A 17590-nucleotide genomic window follows, 5' to 3' on the forward strand; every position below is an offset into this window, starting at 1 on the left:
ATGAACATGGATGAGCCATTTATCAGAAAACAATCCTTTATATGAAGCTTTAGGACAGTATCCGACTCCTTTTTATTATTACAATGGAGATCAATTAGCTGAACATATTCAATCGTTTCAACAATTACTACACCCCAAAGTTCAATTACATTACGCCTTAAAAGCAAACAATAATATTACCATTGCTAACCTACTGCGTGAATGGGGTTGTCATATAGAGATTGCTTCATTAGGGGAGTTGCGTCTGGCTGAAGCAGCAGGGTATTTGCCGGAAGAGATCATCTATACAGGTCCTGGTAAAAGTGAAAAAGAATTGCGGACAGCGATGGCTCATCAGATTCATTGTATTAATGTCGAATCGCTCGCTGAATTAGAAATGATCCATCAGATTGCGACTGAATATGAGTGTAAAGTGCGTGTCGGTATTCGGGTAAATCCGGATGGAGAAGGGATCAGTGGAGCTTCTATTCAGATGGCAGGAGTGGCTCGTCCATTCGGGATTGATGAGTCTCAATTAGCAGGTGTATTCGAGCGTGTAGTGGAGATGCCTTATATTCAAGTGATCGGTATTCAAGTCTATGCAGGTACACAGATTATGGATGAAAAAGTGCTACTCAGTAATTTTAGATATACATTGTCTTTAGCCGCGCAAATTCAAGCCAGATATCCGGTTCAACTGGAAATAGTCAATCTGGGTGGTGGGTTTGGAGTGCCTTACTTTTCCCATGAACATCCACTGGACATCGAATCGGTTATGCAACAACTCACCGAATTAATTGATGAGTATGTTGTTCATCTGCCACACAGTACATTTATTGTAGAAAGTGGTCGCTATTTACTCGCAGCATCAGGGATCTATGTCTGTCAGGCACTATATACCAAAGTATCCAAAGGCGAGCATTTTGTTATTGTAGATGGAGGTATGCACCATCATGCAGGCGCTACCTTTAGAGGTAGAAGACCACGTAACAATTATCCACTGGAAATTATTCCAAGGCATCATATAACCGATGGAGAACAGACGCAGATCACCAGTATTGTAGGGCCGTTATGTACACCGGATGATTGTTTATTCAAAAATGTAGAATTACCTGTGATCCATGCGGGCGATTACATATGTATTCTACAATCCGGTGCGTATGGATTAACGTATAGTCCTACTCAGTTTTTGGGTCATGCTACACCTGCTGAAGTTCTTTCTTATAAAGGCAAATCGTATTTGATTCGAGAACAAGGTGATCCTGAAGATTTATTATTACGGCAACAACATATAGTACCTACCACAGAATGGACGGCGGTTCTATGATGAAGTCAGAGATGAATACCACAGCTCAACTTACACAGTCATTAACTCGTTACCCTGTGCAATCGTCTTCGCAAAAAATACTTCCTTTAGCCAAGCCACTTGTTAAAGGATATCAGTATCTGGGGTATGCTCTTTCTGTGGTGATGACACACGAGGAATGTTTACCATGGGTGTATCATCAATTTATCCAGTTAAGTTCGCCTAATTACCAGTGGGTCGACTTTTATCATCCCCATGAATTTAGTGATTACCCCTGGCTAGAAACGAATGAGACTGATTGTGCAGATCTCAATGCCGAGCAGTTAATTGCGACATGGGTGGATATGATGAATCAAGACAAATATCTAGTCATGTTTATTGATGAATACTATTTGTCTCATACGGCATTTTACCAAGAAGAACATTATTCTCATGATATTATGTTGCACGGTTATGATCTCGAACAGCAGGTTTTTTGGGCAAGCGGGTACAATCGTGATTTTCAGTATGGAGAGTACAGTATCCCGATCGAAGAAGTGTTGGCTGCTCATTTTTCATTTCAAGAAGCAAATAAACGCTTGATTACGATTCGGTATCAACAAGCACCTGTACATTCTCCCAAAGTTATCGCAGTGGTGGTTTCGTTAGAAGGTCTGATCGAGCAGTTACAAGATTATGTGGATTCGCGTCCTTCATCATGGAGACGGAATGATATTCAGCAAGCCAATGCTCATTTTTATGGGATGGAAATCTATGATATTTTGCAAAATAGTATTCAGACATTTATCGAAAATAACAGCAAAGCAGATATTCGAGCTTTTCACATCTTCTATGAGCACAAAGCAGCGATGGAACAACGATTAATGTATCTGACACAGACAGTAGAAGGATTACAAGCGATCTTCGATCGGTATCCGACGATGATGTCAGAGCTTCAAGAACTTACAAGGCAGTCGACGATTATTCGTAATCTATTGCTCAAATACAATCGAAGTCACAATACCGCAAGTCTTGAGCGTGCTTCGCAATTGCTGTATACGATGCGCGGGCAAGAAGAACAGGTATTGCAGACGGTACTGACTGCACTTCGACAACATATTCCAGCAGTATCGGTATTAGAGCAATCCCGTGAGCTCAAGCGCCGTGTGATGGATCGTCAATTGCGCCAAACATCAGCAGATCGATTAATAATATTAGATCAATTGGAACAATTAGATCATCCTAATGAGTGGATCGAAATTGTTATGATTATGGATCAGCAGATATGGGATTTATTATCTCAGACAGACCCTCTACGTACAGATCGCTTGATTGCATTCTGGTGCGAATTGCTTACACGTAAGCCATGGGTAGCCAGTCAATACGATACATTGCGTAATGTGATTGAGCGGATGCAGACGGTTGTTCAAGATCAACAAGTGAGAGCACAGTTAGATTACTGGTATACAACGATGACTGCAATTCGTTCTCAATAAGTAATGAATGATATCTGATGATTATGATTTGAATGCATAACAAATAAGCCTTTTGGTTCTCTAGCAGATCAGAGAATCGAAAGGCTTATTTTGTGAAAGCCACCCTAAATGAATGTGATGATGTCAAAGTATTGTTGGATTATTAATGAACGTTTTAACTATATATAGAAGCAACTATCACAGAGATTCTTTTAAATCGTAGGAGTTAGATGTTATGATTATAGAGTGTATAATACATAGTTATACAAATTGCATAAAAATAACTTTAAATTTTAACTAAATGTTTCCATATGTATAAAATCACGGAATCAGTTCGGTCCAATCCAGCATAATAAGTGGAAGAAGACTCAACGGTTCTCCTGCACAGACTGCTAATTGATACTTTGAATCGATCGGCAGATGACGGAAAAAGCTTGCCATATCGATAGGTTTGGCTGAAATTACTTGATATTCGTGGTTATCATTTTGTAGAACAGAGAATGAGTCTAAGGGTAAAGAAAGCCCTTTACCTACAAATTTGATATAACTTTCTTTTAACGTCCACAATGCATAAAAGGTGGTTAGCTGTTCACTTTCCGGTGCATTCATTAATAATTGATATTCTGGTTCTGTATAAAAGCGTTGAGCGATCCCAAAGTCGATAGGACGTATTTGTTCGATATCAATACCGACTGGAACATTCCCATCAGCACATACGATCCAGTCACCTGCATGGGATACATTAAAATGAATATCAGGGTAATTGTGTAGGTACGGTTTCCCGTATTTATTTTGCTCAAATTGAATCTGGTGATCTTGCAACTGATAGTGAGTACGTAATCGATGCAAAACAAGCAATTCTCCTATTAAGCCACGTTGAGCATCTTGCTGTCGAACAAATTTCAAAGAAGCTTCTTTTCGTGCAGGTGATACATTACGACGTAATACCTCCATATCTTCTAACGATAATAAATCCGGCAAATGTATTGCTGTTACTGTAATCAATCTCTAGTCTCCCCACTTTCCTATATCGATTTATAGTTATAAAAGAAATGACTTTATTGTCTAAATTATACAATACCATTTTCGAGGAGGAAATATAATGTCAGAAATCAAACGTTTAGCGCATCAAACCGAGGATGGATACTTTGTGCAATTAATTCCAGATGTTCAATTTGCTCGTTTTGCCAATGGTCAATCGTTAAAAATGAATATTTTGCGTCCTGTTTCTGATTTGCCATTACCGTTAATAGTCTGGGTCGTCGGCGGAGCATGGGTCGATATTGATCCTTACAAACATATCCCGGCACTGTCCAAATTAGCTCGTCAAGGGTATGTGATTGCTTGTGTGGAATACCGCACTGTGAACAAAGCACCTTTTCCTGCACAGTTAGAAGATATCAAAACAGCGATTCGCTTTTTACGTGCTCATGCACTGGATTATCATATTGATCCTGAACATGTCGGAATCTGGGGACACTCCGCAGGTGCACATTTATCTGCATTAGTTGGTGTGACTGGAGAGCAAGCAGAATGGGATCAACAAGGACAATGGCAAGGACATTCCAGTAGTGTCAAAGCGGTAGTTGATTTTGCAGGACCGATTGATATTCAGGCTGATTTTCAAAGTGAATATGAATTACCGGTGATTTCTTTACTGATGGGCGGGCCGTTACGACATAAAATAGACACAGCCGATCAATCGAATCCTATTCATCATCTTGCTTCTCATATTCCTGCTCATGTGCCACCTTTTTTAATTATGCATGGCGATCAAGATCAGGTGGTACCTGCGCGTCAGAGCCAGTTTTTGTATGATGCTTTAGCAGCGATATCGGCGGAAGTTACATTGTATATTTTAGAAGGTGTAGGTCATTCGTCGACCACATTTATGACCCGAAATGATGTTTTAGAAATTGTTAGTGAATTTTTTGCGCGACATTTGAAAGGATCATGACCAATATAGGTTAATAGTAGAGTAGGCTGCTTATCAAGAGTCTAAACAGTTCATAATGTGCTTTTACATTAAGGGCATACGAAAGATTGAGAGGGATAGACCATTGGACAATCATGAACATGAAATTCTTCAAAACCTGATATCTGAAAGTGGGTCGTACCGATCTCTTTTTGAATATCACCCTGATGCGATATATGTTATGGACAAAAAGGGGAATTACATTTATACCAATCCAGGTGTCGAAAAGATTTCTGGTTATACTATAGATACATTAGAACATGTCGATAGAAGTAAAATTTTTGGAGCAGAGCGCATAGAAATGCGTTCTCCTTATCTGGCAGAGGTGTTACAAGGTAAATCTGTACAATTTCAGACTCACATTTATCATCGACAAGGACATTTGATTGACCTAGATGTTACATATACACCCATCGTTATTGACGAAGAAATTGTAGGCATTTATGGTATCGCCAAAGATATTACAGCACGCAATGATGTTGAACAAAAACTTGTAGAAGCTGAACGTATGTATAGACTGATTTCTGAAAATGCCGATGATCTGATCACTTGTTCCGATGCAGACGGAATGATTACCTATATTTCACCTTCTGTTGAAAAAATTCTAGGATTTCTACCTTCTGAATTAATGCAGACGTTGTCTACTGATTTGATTTATGCCGAAGATATTTTGCAATTAGAACCTCCATTTCAATCACGCAAAGCGGTTCAAATTCGTTGTGTATGCAAAAACAAAACGTACAAGTGGATTGAATTGACGGTTAAAGCGATCAAAGATGAAAATGGAGTAACGGTTCAATATATGGGAATAGGGCGAGATATTACTGCTCGTAAAGAATCAGAAGAGCAACTTCGCAAAAGTGAAGAACGTCTAGCTCTGGCACAAAGTATTGCTGGGTTTGGATGTTGGGATTGGAATTTAGATACGCAAGAATTAGTGTGCTCGGATAAGTTTCTCGAAATTCTTGGCGTAGAATCACCTTCAGCTAAGCTATTGTATCGTCATTTTTTGACGATGGTTCATCATGAAGATCGGGATAAAGTACGGTATGCTTTTCGGCAATCGGTTGCTCAGGAACATGTGAATATTGAATGTCGTCTAGTTGATCAACATCATCAGATCAAAACTGTGCATATTCAAGGCACACTGGTGGCAGATGACAATGATGGTACCCGCCAGATTGTAGGTACGATTCAAGATATAACAGAAAGTCGTCTGATGGAAGACTTAATTCGTGAAAGTGAACGTCAATACCGGATGCTTTCTAACAATACATTAGATCTGATTTCTTCTCATACCGCAGATGAAGAACTTAGTTTTATATATACGTCAGCTTCTGTGAAAAAGCTTATTGGGTATGAAGGAGAAGAATTGATCGGTAAAAGTGCATTCTCTTTTTATCATCCTGAAGATTATCAAGCTGTCCGAGATTATATTAAATGGATTACTGAGATGCCTGAGCATAGTAAGTCAAAGACAGTACATTATCGTTTTCAACATAAAGCAGGTCATTATGTCTGGTTAGAAAGTACAGCGACGTATACACCTAGTCAGATCGAAGGAATTGCCGGTACAGTGATTGCAGTCTCCAGAGATGTCACAGATCGTAAATTAGCAGAACAACGATTACACGAGAGCGAACAGCGTTACAAGTCACTTGTGGAGTATAATCCATCAGGTGTATATTCATTTGATCTACAAGGTCGATTATTTAATCTCAATCCTGTTGCTGAAATTCAAAGTGGTTATGATCGAACACGATTAAAAAACACATACTTTGCTGAGCTGATCCATCCTGATCTGCGTGAAGAAGCTTTGAATCGTTTTAATAGAGCCAAAATGGGCATGCCACAAAACTACGAAACGGTGCTGGTGCATCATACCGGTCATCAAATTGAAGTGAATATTACCAATGTGCCGATTATCGTCAGCGGAGAAATCACCGGTGTATTCGGAATTGCGACAGATATTACAGAAAGCAAAAAATATGTAGAACAGATTAAAAAAATCAGTGATGAATACAATTTGATATTGAGTTCGGTATCCGAAGGCATTTATGGAGTAGATGCAGACGGTAATGGTATCTTTTTGAATGCGGCAGCTTCTTCGATGCTAGGCGTGACCAAAGAAGAATTTATAGGATCACCTGTGCGTGACTTGTTAATGCATACGCGATCAGATGGAGAGCCTTATGCGGCTACCCATCATCCAGTAGAGCTAACGATGCAAGATAGCATTTCAAGACGTGTAACGGAAGATGTATTCTTTCGCCGTGATGGATCTAGCTTTTTCGCTTCTTATCAGACTAATGCATTACGAGATCGGGAAAAGATTGTCGGTGTTGTGGTTGTATTCAGTGATCGAACCAATGAGAAAGCGATTATAGAAGCCAAAGAATCCGCAGAGCGAGCTGCTTACGCGAAGTCTCAATTTATCTCGATGATGAGTCATGAGATTCGTACACCGATGAATGGAATTGTCGGTATGGCAGAATTGATGCTTGATCTTGATCTGAATGAAGAACAAGCCAGTTATATTCATATTATTCGTCAAAGCGGCAATGAGTTGATGCAGATTATTAATGATATTATGGATGTGCATCGTCTGGAAAATGGAAATGTCGAACTGGAAGAAGAGTTATTCGATCTTCGTGAATTAATAGATGATGTCTATCAATGGTTCTTGCCGACAGCGCAAAGTAAGTATTTGGTATTTGATAAGCATATCGAACAAGAAGTTCCGAAGTTAGCCAGAGGGGATATGCCTCGAATCAAGCAAGTACTGGTCAATATTATAGGCAATGCGATTAAGTTTACGGAAAAAGGAAATATTCATCTTAGCGCAGGCGTCTCGTATTTGTCTCAAGATCAAGGCATGATGCTGAATTTCCAGATTACAGATACAGGGATTGGCATACCCGCAGATAAGCTAAGTGAGCTATTTCATTCATTCTCCCAAGTACATCCGGTGATGAATCGTCGCTATGGTGGTACAGGGCTAGGATTGTTTATTTGCAAAAATCTTATCGAATTAATGAATGGAACGATTGGTGTCAACAGTCAGGAACATCAAGGTTCTACGTTTTATTTCAGTATTCCATTACAGTTAGCTTAATAAAAAAACCTGTTAAGAGACATGTTATCAAAGATGTCTCTTAACAGGTTTTTTGTATTTAAATGAAGTAGTTGTATGAAGAAATTAATGGTTGTTTTTGGCATACATAATGGCAATCGTCTGTGGACCACAATGACTGGATATAACGCATCCTGCTTCTGTAATCATTACCTGACGCGCATCGGTCTGCTCTCGAAGTACAGCTTGCATGTGACGAGCTTCTGCTTCAGCAAAAGAATGAACTACAAAAATAATATCTTGATCAATCGCATGTCGATGAGCAAGTGTATTTCTAAGCAGTTGTTCGACAGCTTTTTCACGTTTACCTCGTATTTTATAAGCAGGAACCAGTGTTCCGTGTGTAGTGACCTGAATGACTGGACGAATTTTGAGCAGGCTACCGATCAGATTCTGCATACCTGAACAGCGTCCACCTTTGTATAAAAATTCTAACGAATCAATAGCGAACTCGGTCTCGATCTGTGAGCGCATGGATTCAAGCAATAACACAATTTCTGCAACCGATTGTTGTTGATCGATCGCTTGTACCGCTTTCATCACTAACAAGCCAATCGAACTGGATAAGTTCAATGAATCTACGATCGTTACTGCGCCTTCAGGAAATGTATTGGCTGCTAGATGTGCATTAGCATACGTGGAAGAAAGAGCGGAAGAAAGACTGATATAAATAATCGTATGCCCATTGTCAACCACAGGCTGAAAAGCATGAATAAAATCAGCAGGTGAAGGTGCAGACGTTTTGGGTGTTTGTCCGGTTTGTTTTACTTTTTCATACAATTCGGCAGGTGTCATATCCACACCATCCCGGTATACTTCATGATTAAAATTCACATATAAAGGCACAACACCGATTTGATTTTCTTCTAACCATGCCTTTGGTAAATCGCAAGTACTATCTACAAAAATACGAATAGATGTCATAATAATCTCCTGTCTTTCCATCAAGTCCAATTATCTATATCTAAATGCTGATAAGAATAGATTGTATTAGTATATCACGATTTACAGTACACAAAAAAGCAGATTGCTTCTTCTCTAAGAATGAATAGAAAAGGCAACCTGCAACAAATAAGATTCATATGACAAAATAGAAATAAGCAATTGAGAGTAATTAATAACTGCTGTCTGAGAAAATACCGATAATAAAAAAGAATAAAATAAAAGCGGCTGGAAAAGCATTTAAAACAATACCGATAATTGCAAACACTTTACGACGTTGCTTGACACAACAACCAACAATACCTAAGACTAGACCGGTACAATTAGCAAGGATTAATAATCCCCATATCAACACAAGGACCAGTAATCCACCTAATATTGCAGCCAGCCCTGCTTCGATACTCTGTTCATCTAACAAATTAAAAGAAATATCTGAATTTTCAACAGCGGCTACCATCATAATAACAGCAATCACACCTACAATAATATTAACAATAAGCGTAGATATTCCAATAATAAAAGAAGCGACACCTAACTTAGAATGAGGCCAGCGTTGCCCGGGTAGAGGAGCGTATGGATCATTAGGATTGTAATAGTTATCATTAGATGGTGGTACAAAGGTAGAAGAGCGATAATCATAAGGCTCTGATGTTGCTAAAGGATCTCTAAAATCATTGTCTTGAGGTGCATCCGTATCTTTTTTTAAATTAGGAAAAGATGAATTTCGTTTGGGATCATAAGGGTCCATGAATCTAATCTCCTTTACAATATATGTATGTACCGTTACTTTTTCATAATTTCCTCACAAATGCAAGCATTGGAGTAAGGTATAATTAAAAATAAAACAATTAGCAGGAGGCATATTCATGCAACGCACATATTTAATTATCGGTTCTATTCTGGGTATGATTGGAGTCGGCATTGGCGCTTTCGGTGCTCATCTATTAGAACCTATTATCGGGCCTCAACTGTTACAAACGTTCAAAACAGGTGTGGAATATCACTTTGTACATACACTGGCTATTTTGATTGTCGCTGTGCTCGCAGGAGTGATTGGTGAATCCAGTCTGTTGCGCTGGGCAGGTCGATTATTTACTATTGGAGTTATCATTTTCTCAGGTAGTCTGTATGTATTAAGCATAACGGGAATCAAAGTCCTAGGTGCAATTACTCCTATTGGTGGAGTATGCTTTATAGCAGGCTGGATCATGTTAGCACTTGTTGGAGCCAAATATGGTAAACGGAATTAAACCAATCTTATTATCATATATAACATAATAATAGCGTCTATCTCATTGACCGGGATAGACGCTATTTTGATATTCATCGTTAGAAGAAGCGGATCGTCAATAAGATAACGATTTAAGTATGTTGAAAATCATCAATCTCATTGAGTTTGAACGTATACACTTGTTTTTCGTCCACATGATATACACTAATCGTTTGATTTTCATTATCAAAATTTAAGATACGACACGGAATAGAAAAGCGATCTCCTCGATTGTTGATCGTTAGACGTACCAATGTATTATCTTTGATGTAAAGGGCTAACCAGCTATTCATATCATTTTCGATCTTTTCATGTAAGATCGCTGCTGATTTAGCTTCTTGTTTGTGCTTTTCTAATTTTTTGACCAGTGACGCGGTTTGTGCAGTAATTGATTTTTTACTTTCAGATATACTTGATATATCTATAGGCACTTGCTGTTTACTTGTATCTTTCAAAGATTTCTCTATCTTTTGTCCAAGTTTGATGCCAGAAACGACTCTAAAATCTGCTAATTCTTCATGATTATTTAGAATTTCAAGCAGTTTTTGAAGAGCAACAGCGTTGTTTCGACCAGAGATCATCAGGTCAACATTAAATAAAAATTCGGCTTCGTCGTTAGTTGGCTTTTTATCCATGATTCTCCCATCTCACTTATCCTATCAGAATGTTAAAAATTTTCACAATTCATTATAACCTACCGTTTTTAAAATAAATCATTTCAAGTACATATGCTTTTAAATCGTTTACAATTGCCTCAATAAGCAAAATTAGATAAACACGAAATGTAAGCCTTATCTATATACTTTTATCGGATGGGCTGTCGAAATATGTTACAAAAATATATTGCATTTAGGGGCAAAAAGACCGGTATCCTATCGGACCCGGTCAGCTCAACAAATTCATACGTGATGCAAAGCAGATATCATATTATACGAACATAATATGAGTATAGATTACACTTCAAATATATTTCTTAGACCTTCTTCATACGAAGGATAAACAATACCTTTTTCAGTGATAATTGCAGTTACGTATTCGTTAGGTGTTACATCAAATGCCGGGTTAAACACTTTAATATCTTGTGGTGCGGTACGTTTGCCAAAGCCTTCTGTTACTTCTTCCGCAGAACGTTCTTCAATCGGAATTTCAGTTCCATTAGCAGTGGATAGATCAATGGTCGATAACGGGCATGCCACATAGAAAGGAATATTATGTGCTTTGGCAAGTACCGCTACACTATACGTTCCAATCTTGTTTGCTACATCACCATTAGCAGCTACGCGGTCTGCACCTACGATAACAGCTTGAATCCACCCTTTGGACATTACCATACCAGCCATATTGTCACAGAGAAGCGTAACATCAATACCGGCTTGTTGCAATTCAAATGCTGTTAAGCGAGCACCTTGAAGCACAGGACGTGTCTCATCAGCATAGACTTTAAGATGAATACCTTTTTCATGAGCAAGGTACATAGGAGCCAGTGCTGTACCATACTTAGCTGTTGCGAGTCCGCCTGCATTACAGTGAGTCAATACACCCATACCATCTGTAAATAAAGGCAGTGCATGTTCACCGATCATACGACATACTTCTTCATCTTCGACATGAATTGCAATCGCTTCAGCCAACAGACCCGCATTACGATCAGCAGTTGTTCCTGCTTGTTCTGCCAATTGATGAGCTTTCTTATTCATACGATCCAATGCCCAGAACAAATTCACAGCGGTTGGACGAGATTCAGCCAGATAAGCAGCTGTTTTAAGCACATGTTTGAGCCAGTGGTCTGCATCTTCGCCTTCATATTCCCAGGAGCCTAGAACAACGCCGTAGGCAGCAGAGATACCGATAGCAGGTGCTCCACGTACTTTCATCGAACGAATCGATTCAAATACTTGCTCTGACGTAAATAATTCAAGCATTACAATTTCATCTGGTAATAAACGTTGATCAAGCATCAACAATTTATCGTCGTCCCAACGTAATGATAACAAAGGTTCAAATGGCGCTTTAACTGGATTCTCATCCGATGTTGAAAATGATGGATTCATCTAAAGAAACACTCCCTGTCCTATATATCGTCAAACCAAAATCATATAATAGAAGATTTTATAATCGCAATCTCTACTATGATTTGAATAGCTTACGCTTGTTCATAACTAACACTTAAATAGTAAACGTTAAAATATAGGATATCGGAAAAGAAGGAATTTGCACAGTCTTTTTTCAATATCTATTTGTTTCGTAAATGAAATACAAGGGTAATTTGTAAACAGACGAGGCTGAGGATTGAAAGTCTCCAACATCCAATTTGAAAAGAAGAAAGAGGGAGATCTAATCATGACGAATACAACTAATAAAGGTCAAACTAAAAAAGTTGAAGAACTTCTAAATCTACAGGTTGCTAACCTGAATGTATTATATGTAAAAATTCATAATTTCCACTGGTATGTAAAAGGTGAAAACTTCTATACATTGCATATCAAATTCGAAGAATTGTACAACGAAGTAACATTGAAAATGGATGAAATCGCTGAGCGTCTATTGACTCTTAAAGGTTCACCTGCTGCAACGTTGAAAGAATATTTGGAACTAGCAACGATTCAAGAAGCGAACGGAACAGAAGATGCGCGTACAATGGTACAAACATTGATCGAAGACTTCGCTACAGTTAATGAGCAATTCCAAGAAACAATCGAATTGGCTGATGAAGCGGATGACCAACCAACAGCAGATATGTTGATTGCGTTCAAAGCAGATCTTGAAAAACACATGTGGATGCTTCGTTCATTCTTGGGTAACTAATCCCCATCTCAGATGTACTGCATAAGCGTTACCCTGCTACATTGAAGTCCTTCACATCTGCGATATAATAGGTGATAACAAACCGTTACAGAAAGTGAGGGCGACGATTGATGGCGGAATCAGTATTGGCTTTGAAAGAATGGGCTTCGGTTATTGAGGCGTTGGAAAAGGGACACCAGATCTTATTGATGCGCAAAGGCGGCATTGTCGAAGAGACACGTCACTTTGAGCTGAAAGATCATGCCTTTTACTTGTATCCAACTTACGAGCACCAACGTCGCGAATTGCTCAAATCCGAATACAATCATTTGGTAGACGAATCACTTAACGGCTGGTCTCCTGATACGAGATCAGCTGGTATTCGTCTGTATGCGGAAGTAACAGATGATTTAGAGATATTCGAGCAAGACCAGCTAGATGCTTTACTGGACCAGCATATCTGGACAGATACGTTTGCCGAAGAACGTTTGCATTGGAAAAGAAAAAGTCCGCTTCATTTACTGATTGTGCGGGTATATATACTTGAACGACCGATAGAGATCCCTGTGCAGGACCAGTACCTGGGCTGCAAATCATGGATTTCTATACCAAGTGGTCTGGTGACGAGCGAATTGACGCCGGTGCTGGACGCTGCGGAGTTTGAGCGAATGAGAACTGTCATTTTGCAAGCTTTGCAACAAGACGGGACATTCTACAAGGCTTGACTGAGTGATCGGTCAGGTCTTTTTTGCATGGCATAAGATTATCGGTTTCATTGCGAGTACTTCAAATTTATTATAAAATAACTTGAGAATCGTTGAGAATCAGTTTAGAATGGTTCTAAGAGAGATTTATTCTTAGACTTTATCTAAATGTATTTTCGTTTTTCGTACATCAGGGATTTGTGTACTATACTCTCTGTTGACAGATATATAAGCTACAACCAAACTACTTATTTCACTGGAGGTCAAAACTATTATGGCAACGAATTTCGTCATTGAAGGTTTGAAAGCAACAATTGACAATAAGGAAATCCTTAAAGGGATTAACCTTTCAATGAAAGGTGGAGAAATCCACGCAATCATGGGACCTAACGGTACTGGTAAAAGTACACTAGCATCTGCTTTGATGGGACATCCTAAATATGAAGTAACTGAAGGAACTGTAACTTTAGACGGCGAAGACGTTTTGGAAATGGAAGTGGATGAGCGCGCTCGTGCAGGTCTATTCTTGGCTATGCAGTATCCAAGTGAAATTACAGGGGTAACAAACTCTGACTTCTTGCGTAGTGCAATCAACGCACGTCGTGAAGAAGGTAAAGAAATTTCATTGATCAAATTTATCCGTCAAATGGAAGGAAGCATGAAAGAGCTAGACATGAATGCTGAATTCGCACACCGTTACTTGAACGAAGGTTTCTCCGGTGGTGAGAAAAAACGTAACGAAATCTTGCAAATGTTATTGCTTGAGCCAAAATTAGTTATTCTAGATGAAATTGACTCTGGTCTTGATATTGATGCTCTTAAAATCGTAGCAAACGGCGTAAACAAAATGCGTAATGAAGATCGTGGATTCTTAATCATTACTCACTACCAACGTCTACTTGATTATATTACTCCTGACTATGTACACGTAATGATGCAAGGTCGTATCGTGAAATCCGGTGGACCTGAATTGGCTGCTCGTCTTGAAGCAGAAGGTTACGATTGGGTTAAAGAAGAACTTGGTATTACAGACGAAACTGTAGGTCAAGAAGCGTAAAACACTGCACGGAAGGAGGAGCTAATAACATGACATTGCAAACGATACTTCCATTAAATCTGGAAGCTCTTAAATCATTATCTCAACAAAAGAATGAACCTGCATGGTTGACTGAGAACCGTTTGAAAGCACTTGAACTTGCTTCCAAATTAGAACTTCCTAAACCGGAAAAAACCAAGATCGACAAATGGGATCTTTCGGATTACGGAACTTATCAGGCACCTGTAAAAGTAGCAACATTAGACGAATTACCTCCATTGATCAGTGCATTGGTGGAAGGTAACGAATCCGATAACCTGATTGTGCAAAAAGATTCAGGCGCTATTTTCTCCAGTTTATCTGACGAATTGAAAGCTCAAGGTGTGATTTTTACAGATTTGGAAACAGCTGCTCGTGAACACGAAGAGTTGGTGAAGCCCTATCTAACAACAGTCGTTGCACCTGATGAGCATCAACTAACAGCTCTAAATGCAGCGATGTGGAATGGTGGAGCATTCTTATACGTTCCTAAAAACGTAGAAGTAAATATCCCTGTTCAAGCGATCTTTTTGACTGAAAATGCAGGTGCTACATTTGCACCTCGTATTCTAGTAGTAGCAGATACGAACAGTTCTGTAACTTATGTAGATAACTACATTTCATCAGGCGACGATGTTCGTGTGCATAACGGAGTGGTTGAAATTGTAGCAAAAGCGGGCGCTAAAGTTCGTTATGCAACAGTTCACCAATTCGGTGGTAGCACTACAGATATGAGTTACCGTCGTGCAATCACTGAAAATGATGCTTCGATTGAATGGATCATCGGTGAAATGAACGATGGCAATACCGTTACAGATACAGCAACAGTGCTTAAAGGAAATGGATCAACTTCCGATGCGAAAATCATCGCTGTAGGTTCAGGTTCTCAGCGCTTGAACTATACAACCAAAGCGGTTCATTTTGGTAAAGATACAACTAGCCAAATGATCACTCGTGCAGTGATGCGCGAATCTGCAAATGCGATTATTAACGGTATTACCAAAATCGAACATGGTGCAACTCGTTCGAATGGTGAGCAAACAGAGAAAGTATTAATGTTAAGTCCGAAAGCTCGTGGCGACGCGAATCCAATCTTATTGATTGATGAAGATGATGTTATGGCAGGACACGCAGCATCTGTAGGTCAGGTTAACCCTGAGCAAGTTCATTACTTGATGTCGCGTGGTATTACTCGTCCAGAAGCAGAGCGACTGATTATCTACGGTTTCCTGGCTCCAGTCGTATCGGATATTCCTTTGGAACGTTTGCAGACTCGTTTGCAGGAACTGGTTGAAAGGAAGCTAGGTCAGTGAACCAAGCTATCCGCGAGCAGTTTCCGATTTTACATCAGGAAGTAAACGGACATCCGCTTGTTTATCTAGACAATGCAGCAACCTCTCAGAAGCCACAGGTTGTCCTGGATGCGCTCAATCATTATTATGAGTATGATAACTCCAATGTACACCGCGGCGTTCATACACTGGGAACACGGGCGACTGACGCTTACGAAGGTGCTCGTGAAAAGATTGCTCGCTTTATCAATGCCGGACGTAGTGAAGAAATTGTTTTCACACGCGGTACAACAACAGCACTGAATCTAGTGGCTTCGTCCTACGGTCGTCCTCGGTTACAACCGGGTGACGAAATCGTGGTTACACCGATGGAACATCACAGTAATCTGATTCCATGGCAGCAATTAGCCAAGGCGACAGGAGCAACACTTAAATATATTCCATTACAACCGGATGGCAATATTGATCTGGCAGATGTGGAAAAAGTAATTAATAGCAATACCAAAATTGTCTCGGTTGTGTATGTATCTAATGTGCTTGGCGTTGTGAATCCAGTGAAACAAATTGCTGAGATCGCACACCGTCATGGAGCGATTATGGTGGTAGACGGCGCACAAAGTACACCGCATATGAAAGTGGACGTACAAGATCTGGATTGTGATTTCTATGCACTTTCCAGTCACAAAATGTGTGGACCTACTGGATTCGGAGCTCTATACGGTAAGCGTCAATTGCTTGCTCAAATGGAACCGATCGAGTTCGGTGGCGAGATGATTAACGATGTGGGATTATACGAATCCGACTGGAAAGACGCTCCGTGGAGATTTGAAGGCGGTACGCCGATTATCTCAGGAGCTGTTGGACTGGGAGCAGCGATTGACTTCCTAACAGAAATTGGAATGGATGAAATCGAAAAGCATGAAGCGCATCTTGCGAATTATGCGATGGAACGTATGTCTCAGATCGAAGGCTTAAAAATTTATGGACCTGCTAAGCGTAAAGTCGGTATTGTGACGTTCAATCTGGATGGTGTTCATCCTCATGATCTAGCAACTGTACTGGATACGTTCGGGGTAGCGATTCGTGCAGGACATCATTGCTGTCAGCCATTAATGAGATGGCTTGAAGCAAGTTCGACGGCACGCGCAAGCTTTTACCTGTATAATAATGAACAAGACGTAGATCGCTTGATCGATGCGTTGGTTCAGACGAAGGAGTATTTTGGCGATGAAACTTGATGATCTCTACCGCCGTGTGATTATGGATCACTACAAAAATCAACGTAACCGCGGTTCATTTGAAGACGGAGCGATGACGGTTGAACTGAACAACCCAACCTGTGGTGACCGAATATCTCTACAACTTTTGGTGGAAGATAACAAAGTGAAAGATGCCAAATTTTCAGGAGACGGTTGTTCAATCAGTATGGCTTCCGCTTCAATGATGACAGAAGCTGTAAAAGGCAGAACTTATGAAGAAGCACTTGAACTTGCAGACCGCTTCTCTGCTCTCATGAAGGGCGAAGATGTGGAATTTGAAGAATACGAAGAGATCGAAGCCCTATCTGGAGTAAATAAATTCCCTGCTCGCATCAAGTGTGCTACGTTGGCCTGGAATGCCCTACGCAAGGGAATTGTTACAGAAGACAACTAAATGCTTCACAAATTAGATGGGGA

General features: G+C 39.8%; 16 protein-coding genes. 11 read left to right on the forward strand and 5 right to left on the reverse strand.

The genetic code is table 11. The annotated features are described in order from the left end of the window. The first annotated feature begins 10 nt into the window (after window positions 1-10). Together PTI45_RS07545 and PTI45_RS07550 are read left to right on the forward strand one after the other, a co-directional pair. Window positions 11-1306, forward strand: a complete 1296-nt coding sequence (locus tag PTI45_RS07545) for an alanine racemase (RefSeq protein ID WP_069326950.1) — start codon at window positions 11-13, stop codon at window positions 1304-1306. Further along, a complete protein-coding gene (locus tag PTI45_RS07550; RefSeq protein WP_069326951.1) occupies window positions 1303-2760 on the forward strand; it encodes a hypothetical protein in 1458 nt (485 codons plus the stop codon). Before PTI45_RS07545 ends, PTI45_RS07550 begins: the two co-directional genes overlap by 4 nt. A 300-nt stretch (window positions 2761-3060) precedes the next feature. On the opposite strand, the gene PTI45_RS07555 is transcribed toward PTI45_RS07550, so the two are convergent. Further along, window positions 3061-3744: a 4'-phosphopantetheinyl transferase family protein gene (locus PTI45_RS07555; RefSeq protein ID WP_069326952.1), complete on the reverse strand. Its 684-nt coding sequence runs from the start codon at window positions 3742-3744 to the stop codon at window positions 3061-3063. Between the two features lie 97 nt (window positions 3745-3841). Between PTI45_RS07555 and PTI45_RS07560 the strand changes: the two genes are divergently transcribed. Next, the gene (locus PTI45_RS07560; protein WP_069326953.1) at window positions 3842-4696 is read left to right on the forward strand and encodes an alpha/beta hydrolase; all 855 of its coding nucleotides are present in this window, start codon (window positions 3842-3844) and stop codon (window positions 4694-4696) included. Between the two features lie 55 nt (window positions 4697-4751). Beyond that, complete coding sequence (locus PTI45_RS07565) at window positions 4752-7829, forward strand: PAS domain S-box protein (protein ID WP_083243406.1); 3078 nt, start codon at window positions 4752-4754, stop codon at window positions 7827-7829. A gap of 84 nt (window positions 7830-7913) precedes the next feature. Here the strand turns inward: PTI45_RS07565 and PTI45_RS07570 are convergent, their stop codons facing one another. Together PTI45_RS07570 and PTI45_RS07575 are read right to left on the reverse strand one after the other, a co-directional pair. Then, window positions 7914-8771, reverse strand: a complete 858-nt coding sequence (locus tag PTI45_RS07570) for a DegV family protein (protein ID WP_069326955.1) — start codon at window positions 8769-8771, stop codon at window positions 7914-7916. A gap of 190 nt (window positions 8772-8961) precedes the next feature. Beyond that, a complete protein-coding gene (locus PTI45_RS07575) occupies window positions 8962-9537 on the reverse strand; it encodes a hypothetical protein (RefSeq protein WP_069326956.1) in 576 nt (191 codons plus the stop codon). Between the two features lie 118 nt (window positions 9538-9655). Here PTI45_RS07575 and PTI45_RS07580 point away from each other — a divergent pair, with 118 nt between their 5' ends. Further along, window positions 9656-10039 (forward strand): DUF423 domain-containing protein, encoded by a 384-nt coding sequence (locus tag PTI45_RS07580; protein WP_069326957.1) that lies wholly within the window; start codon window positions 9656-9658, stop codon window positions 10037-10039. 112 nt (window positions 10040-10151) lie between these two features. Here the strand turns inward: PTI45_RS07580 and PTI45_RS07585 are convergent, their stop codons facing one another. Beyond that, a complete protein-coding gene (locus tag PTI45_RS07585) occupies window positions 10152-10694 on the reverse strand; it encodes a hypothetical protein (protein WP_069326958.1) in 543 nt (180 codons plus the stop codon). Between the two features lie 318 nt (window positions 10695-11012). Next, the gene (gene mtnA, locus PTI45_RS07590; protein WP_069326959.1) at window positions 11013-12110 is read right to left on the reverse strand and encodes an S-methyl-5-thioribose-1-phosphate isomerase; all 1098 of its coding nucleotides are present in this window, start codon (window positions 12108-12110) and stop codon (window positions 11013-11015) included. 289 nt (window positions 12111-12399) lie between these two features. Between mtnA and PTI45_RS07595 the strand changes: the two genes are divergently transcribed. The 6 genes from PTI45_RS07595 (at window position 12400) to sufU (ending at window position 17567) form a co-directional block, all read left to right on the forward strand. Next, the gene (locus PTI45_RS07595; protein WP_069326960.1) at window positions 12400-12864 is read left to right on the forward strand and encodes a Dps family protein; all 465 of its coding nucleotides are present in this window, start codon (window positions 12400-12402) and stop codon (window positions 12862-12864) included. A 110-nt stretch (window positions 12865-12974) separates the two neighbouring features. Further along, window positions 12975-13568, forward strand: coding sequence for a DUF1802 family protein (locus tag PTI45_RS07600; RefSeq protein ID WP_069326961.1), 594 nt, complete (start codon window positions 12975-12977; stop codon window positions 13566-13568). Between the two features lie 253 nt (window positions 13569-13821). Then, window positions 13822-14604: a Fe-S cluster assembly ATPase SufC gene (gene sufC, locus PTI45_RS07605; RefSeq protein WP_069326962.1), complete on the forward strand. Its 783-nt coding sequence runs from the start codon at window positions 13822-13824 to the stop codon at window positions 14602-14604. Window positions 14605-14633: 29 nt separating this feature from the next. After that, window positions 14634-15935, forward strand: a complete 1302-nt coding sequence (sufD, locus tag PTI45_RS07610) for a Fe-S cluster assembly protein SufD (RefSeq protein WP_069326963.1) — start codon at window positions 14634-14636, stop codon at window positions 15933-15935. Continuing rightward, window positions 15932-17152, forward strand: coding sequence for a cysteine desulfurase (locus tag PTI45_RS07615; RefSeq protein WP_069326964.1), 1221 nt, complete (start codon window positions 15932-15934; stop codon window positions 17150-17152). The genes sufD and PTI45_RS07615 overlap by 4 nt, the downstream gene beginning before the upstream one ends. Then, a complete protein-coding gene (gene sufU, locus PTI45_RS07620; protein WP_069326965.1) occupies window positions 17142-17567 on the forward strand; it encodes a Fe-S cluster assembly sulfur transfer protein SufU in 426 nt (141 codons plus the stop codon). The genes PTI45_RS07615 and sufU overlap by 11 nt, the downstream gene beginning before the upstream one ends. The last annotated feature ends 23 nt before the right edge of the window (window positions 17568-17590 follow it).

This window comes from Paenibacillus nuruki (assembly GCF_001721045.1).
Lineage (GTDB): Bacteria > Bacillota > Bacilli > Paenibacillales > Paenibacillaceae > Saccharibacillus > Saccharibacillus nuruki.

Bases quoted from the DNA above. Each gene is read 5' to 3' on its own strand.
- sufD (WP_069326963.1), top strand. From the start codon at position 14,634: ATGACATTGCAAACGATACTTCCATTAAATCTGGAAGCTCTTAAATCA.
- PTI45_RS07600 (WP_069326961.1), top strand. From the start codon at position 12,975: ATGGCGGAATCAGTATTGGCTTTGAAAGAATGGGCTTCGGTTATTGAG.
- sufC (WP_069326962.1), top strand. From the start codon at position 13,822: ATGGCAACGAATTTCGTCATTGAAGGTTTGAAAGCAACAATTGACAAT.
- PTI45_RS07545 (WP_069326950.1), top strand. From the start codon at position 11: ATGAGCCATTTATCAGAAAACAATCCTTTATATGAAGCTTTAGGACAG.
- mtnA (WP_069326959.1), bottom strand. From the start codon at position 12,110: ATGAATCCATCATTTTCAACATCGGATGAGAATCCAGTTAAAGCGCCA.
- sufU (WP_069326965.1), top strand. From the start codon at position 17,142: ATGAAACTTGATGATCTCTACCGCCGTGTGATTATGGATCACTACAAA.
- PTI45_RS07570 (WP_069326955.1), bottom strand. From the start codon at position 8,771: ATGACATCTATTCGTATTTTTGTAGATAGTACTTGCGATTTACCAAAG.
- PTI45_RS07595 (WP_069326960.1), top strand. From the start codon at position 12,400: ATGACGAATACAACTAATAAAGGTCAAACTAAAAAAGTTGAAGAACTT.
- PTI45_RS07560 (WP_069326953.1), top strand. From the start codon at position 3,842: ATGTCAGAAATCAAACGTTTAGCGCATCAAACCGAGGATGGATACTTT.
- PTI45_RS07580 (WP_069326957.1), top strand. From the start codon at position 9,656: ATGCAACGCACATATTTAATTATCGGTTCTATTCTGGGTATGATTGGA.
- PTI45_RS07575 (WP_069326956.1), bottom strand. From the start codon at position 9,537: ATGGACCCTTATGATCCCAAACGAAATTCATCTTTTCCTAATTTAAAA.
- PTI45_RS07565 (WP_083243406.1), top strand. From the start codon at position 4,752: ATGTGCTTTTACATTAAGGGCATACGAAAGATTGAGAGGGATAGACCA.
- PTI45_RS07550 (WP_069326951.1), top strand. From the start codon at position 1,303: ATGATGAAGTCAGAGATGAATACCACAGCTCAACTTACACAGTCATTA.
- PTI45_RS07585 (WP_069326958.1), bottom strand. From the start codon at position 10,694: ATGGATAAAAAGCCAACTAACGACGAAGCCGAATTTTTATTTAATGTT.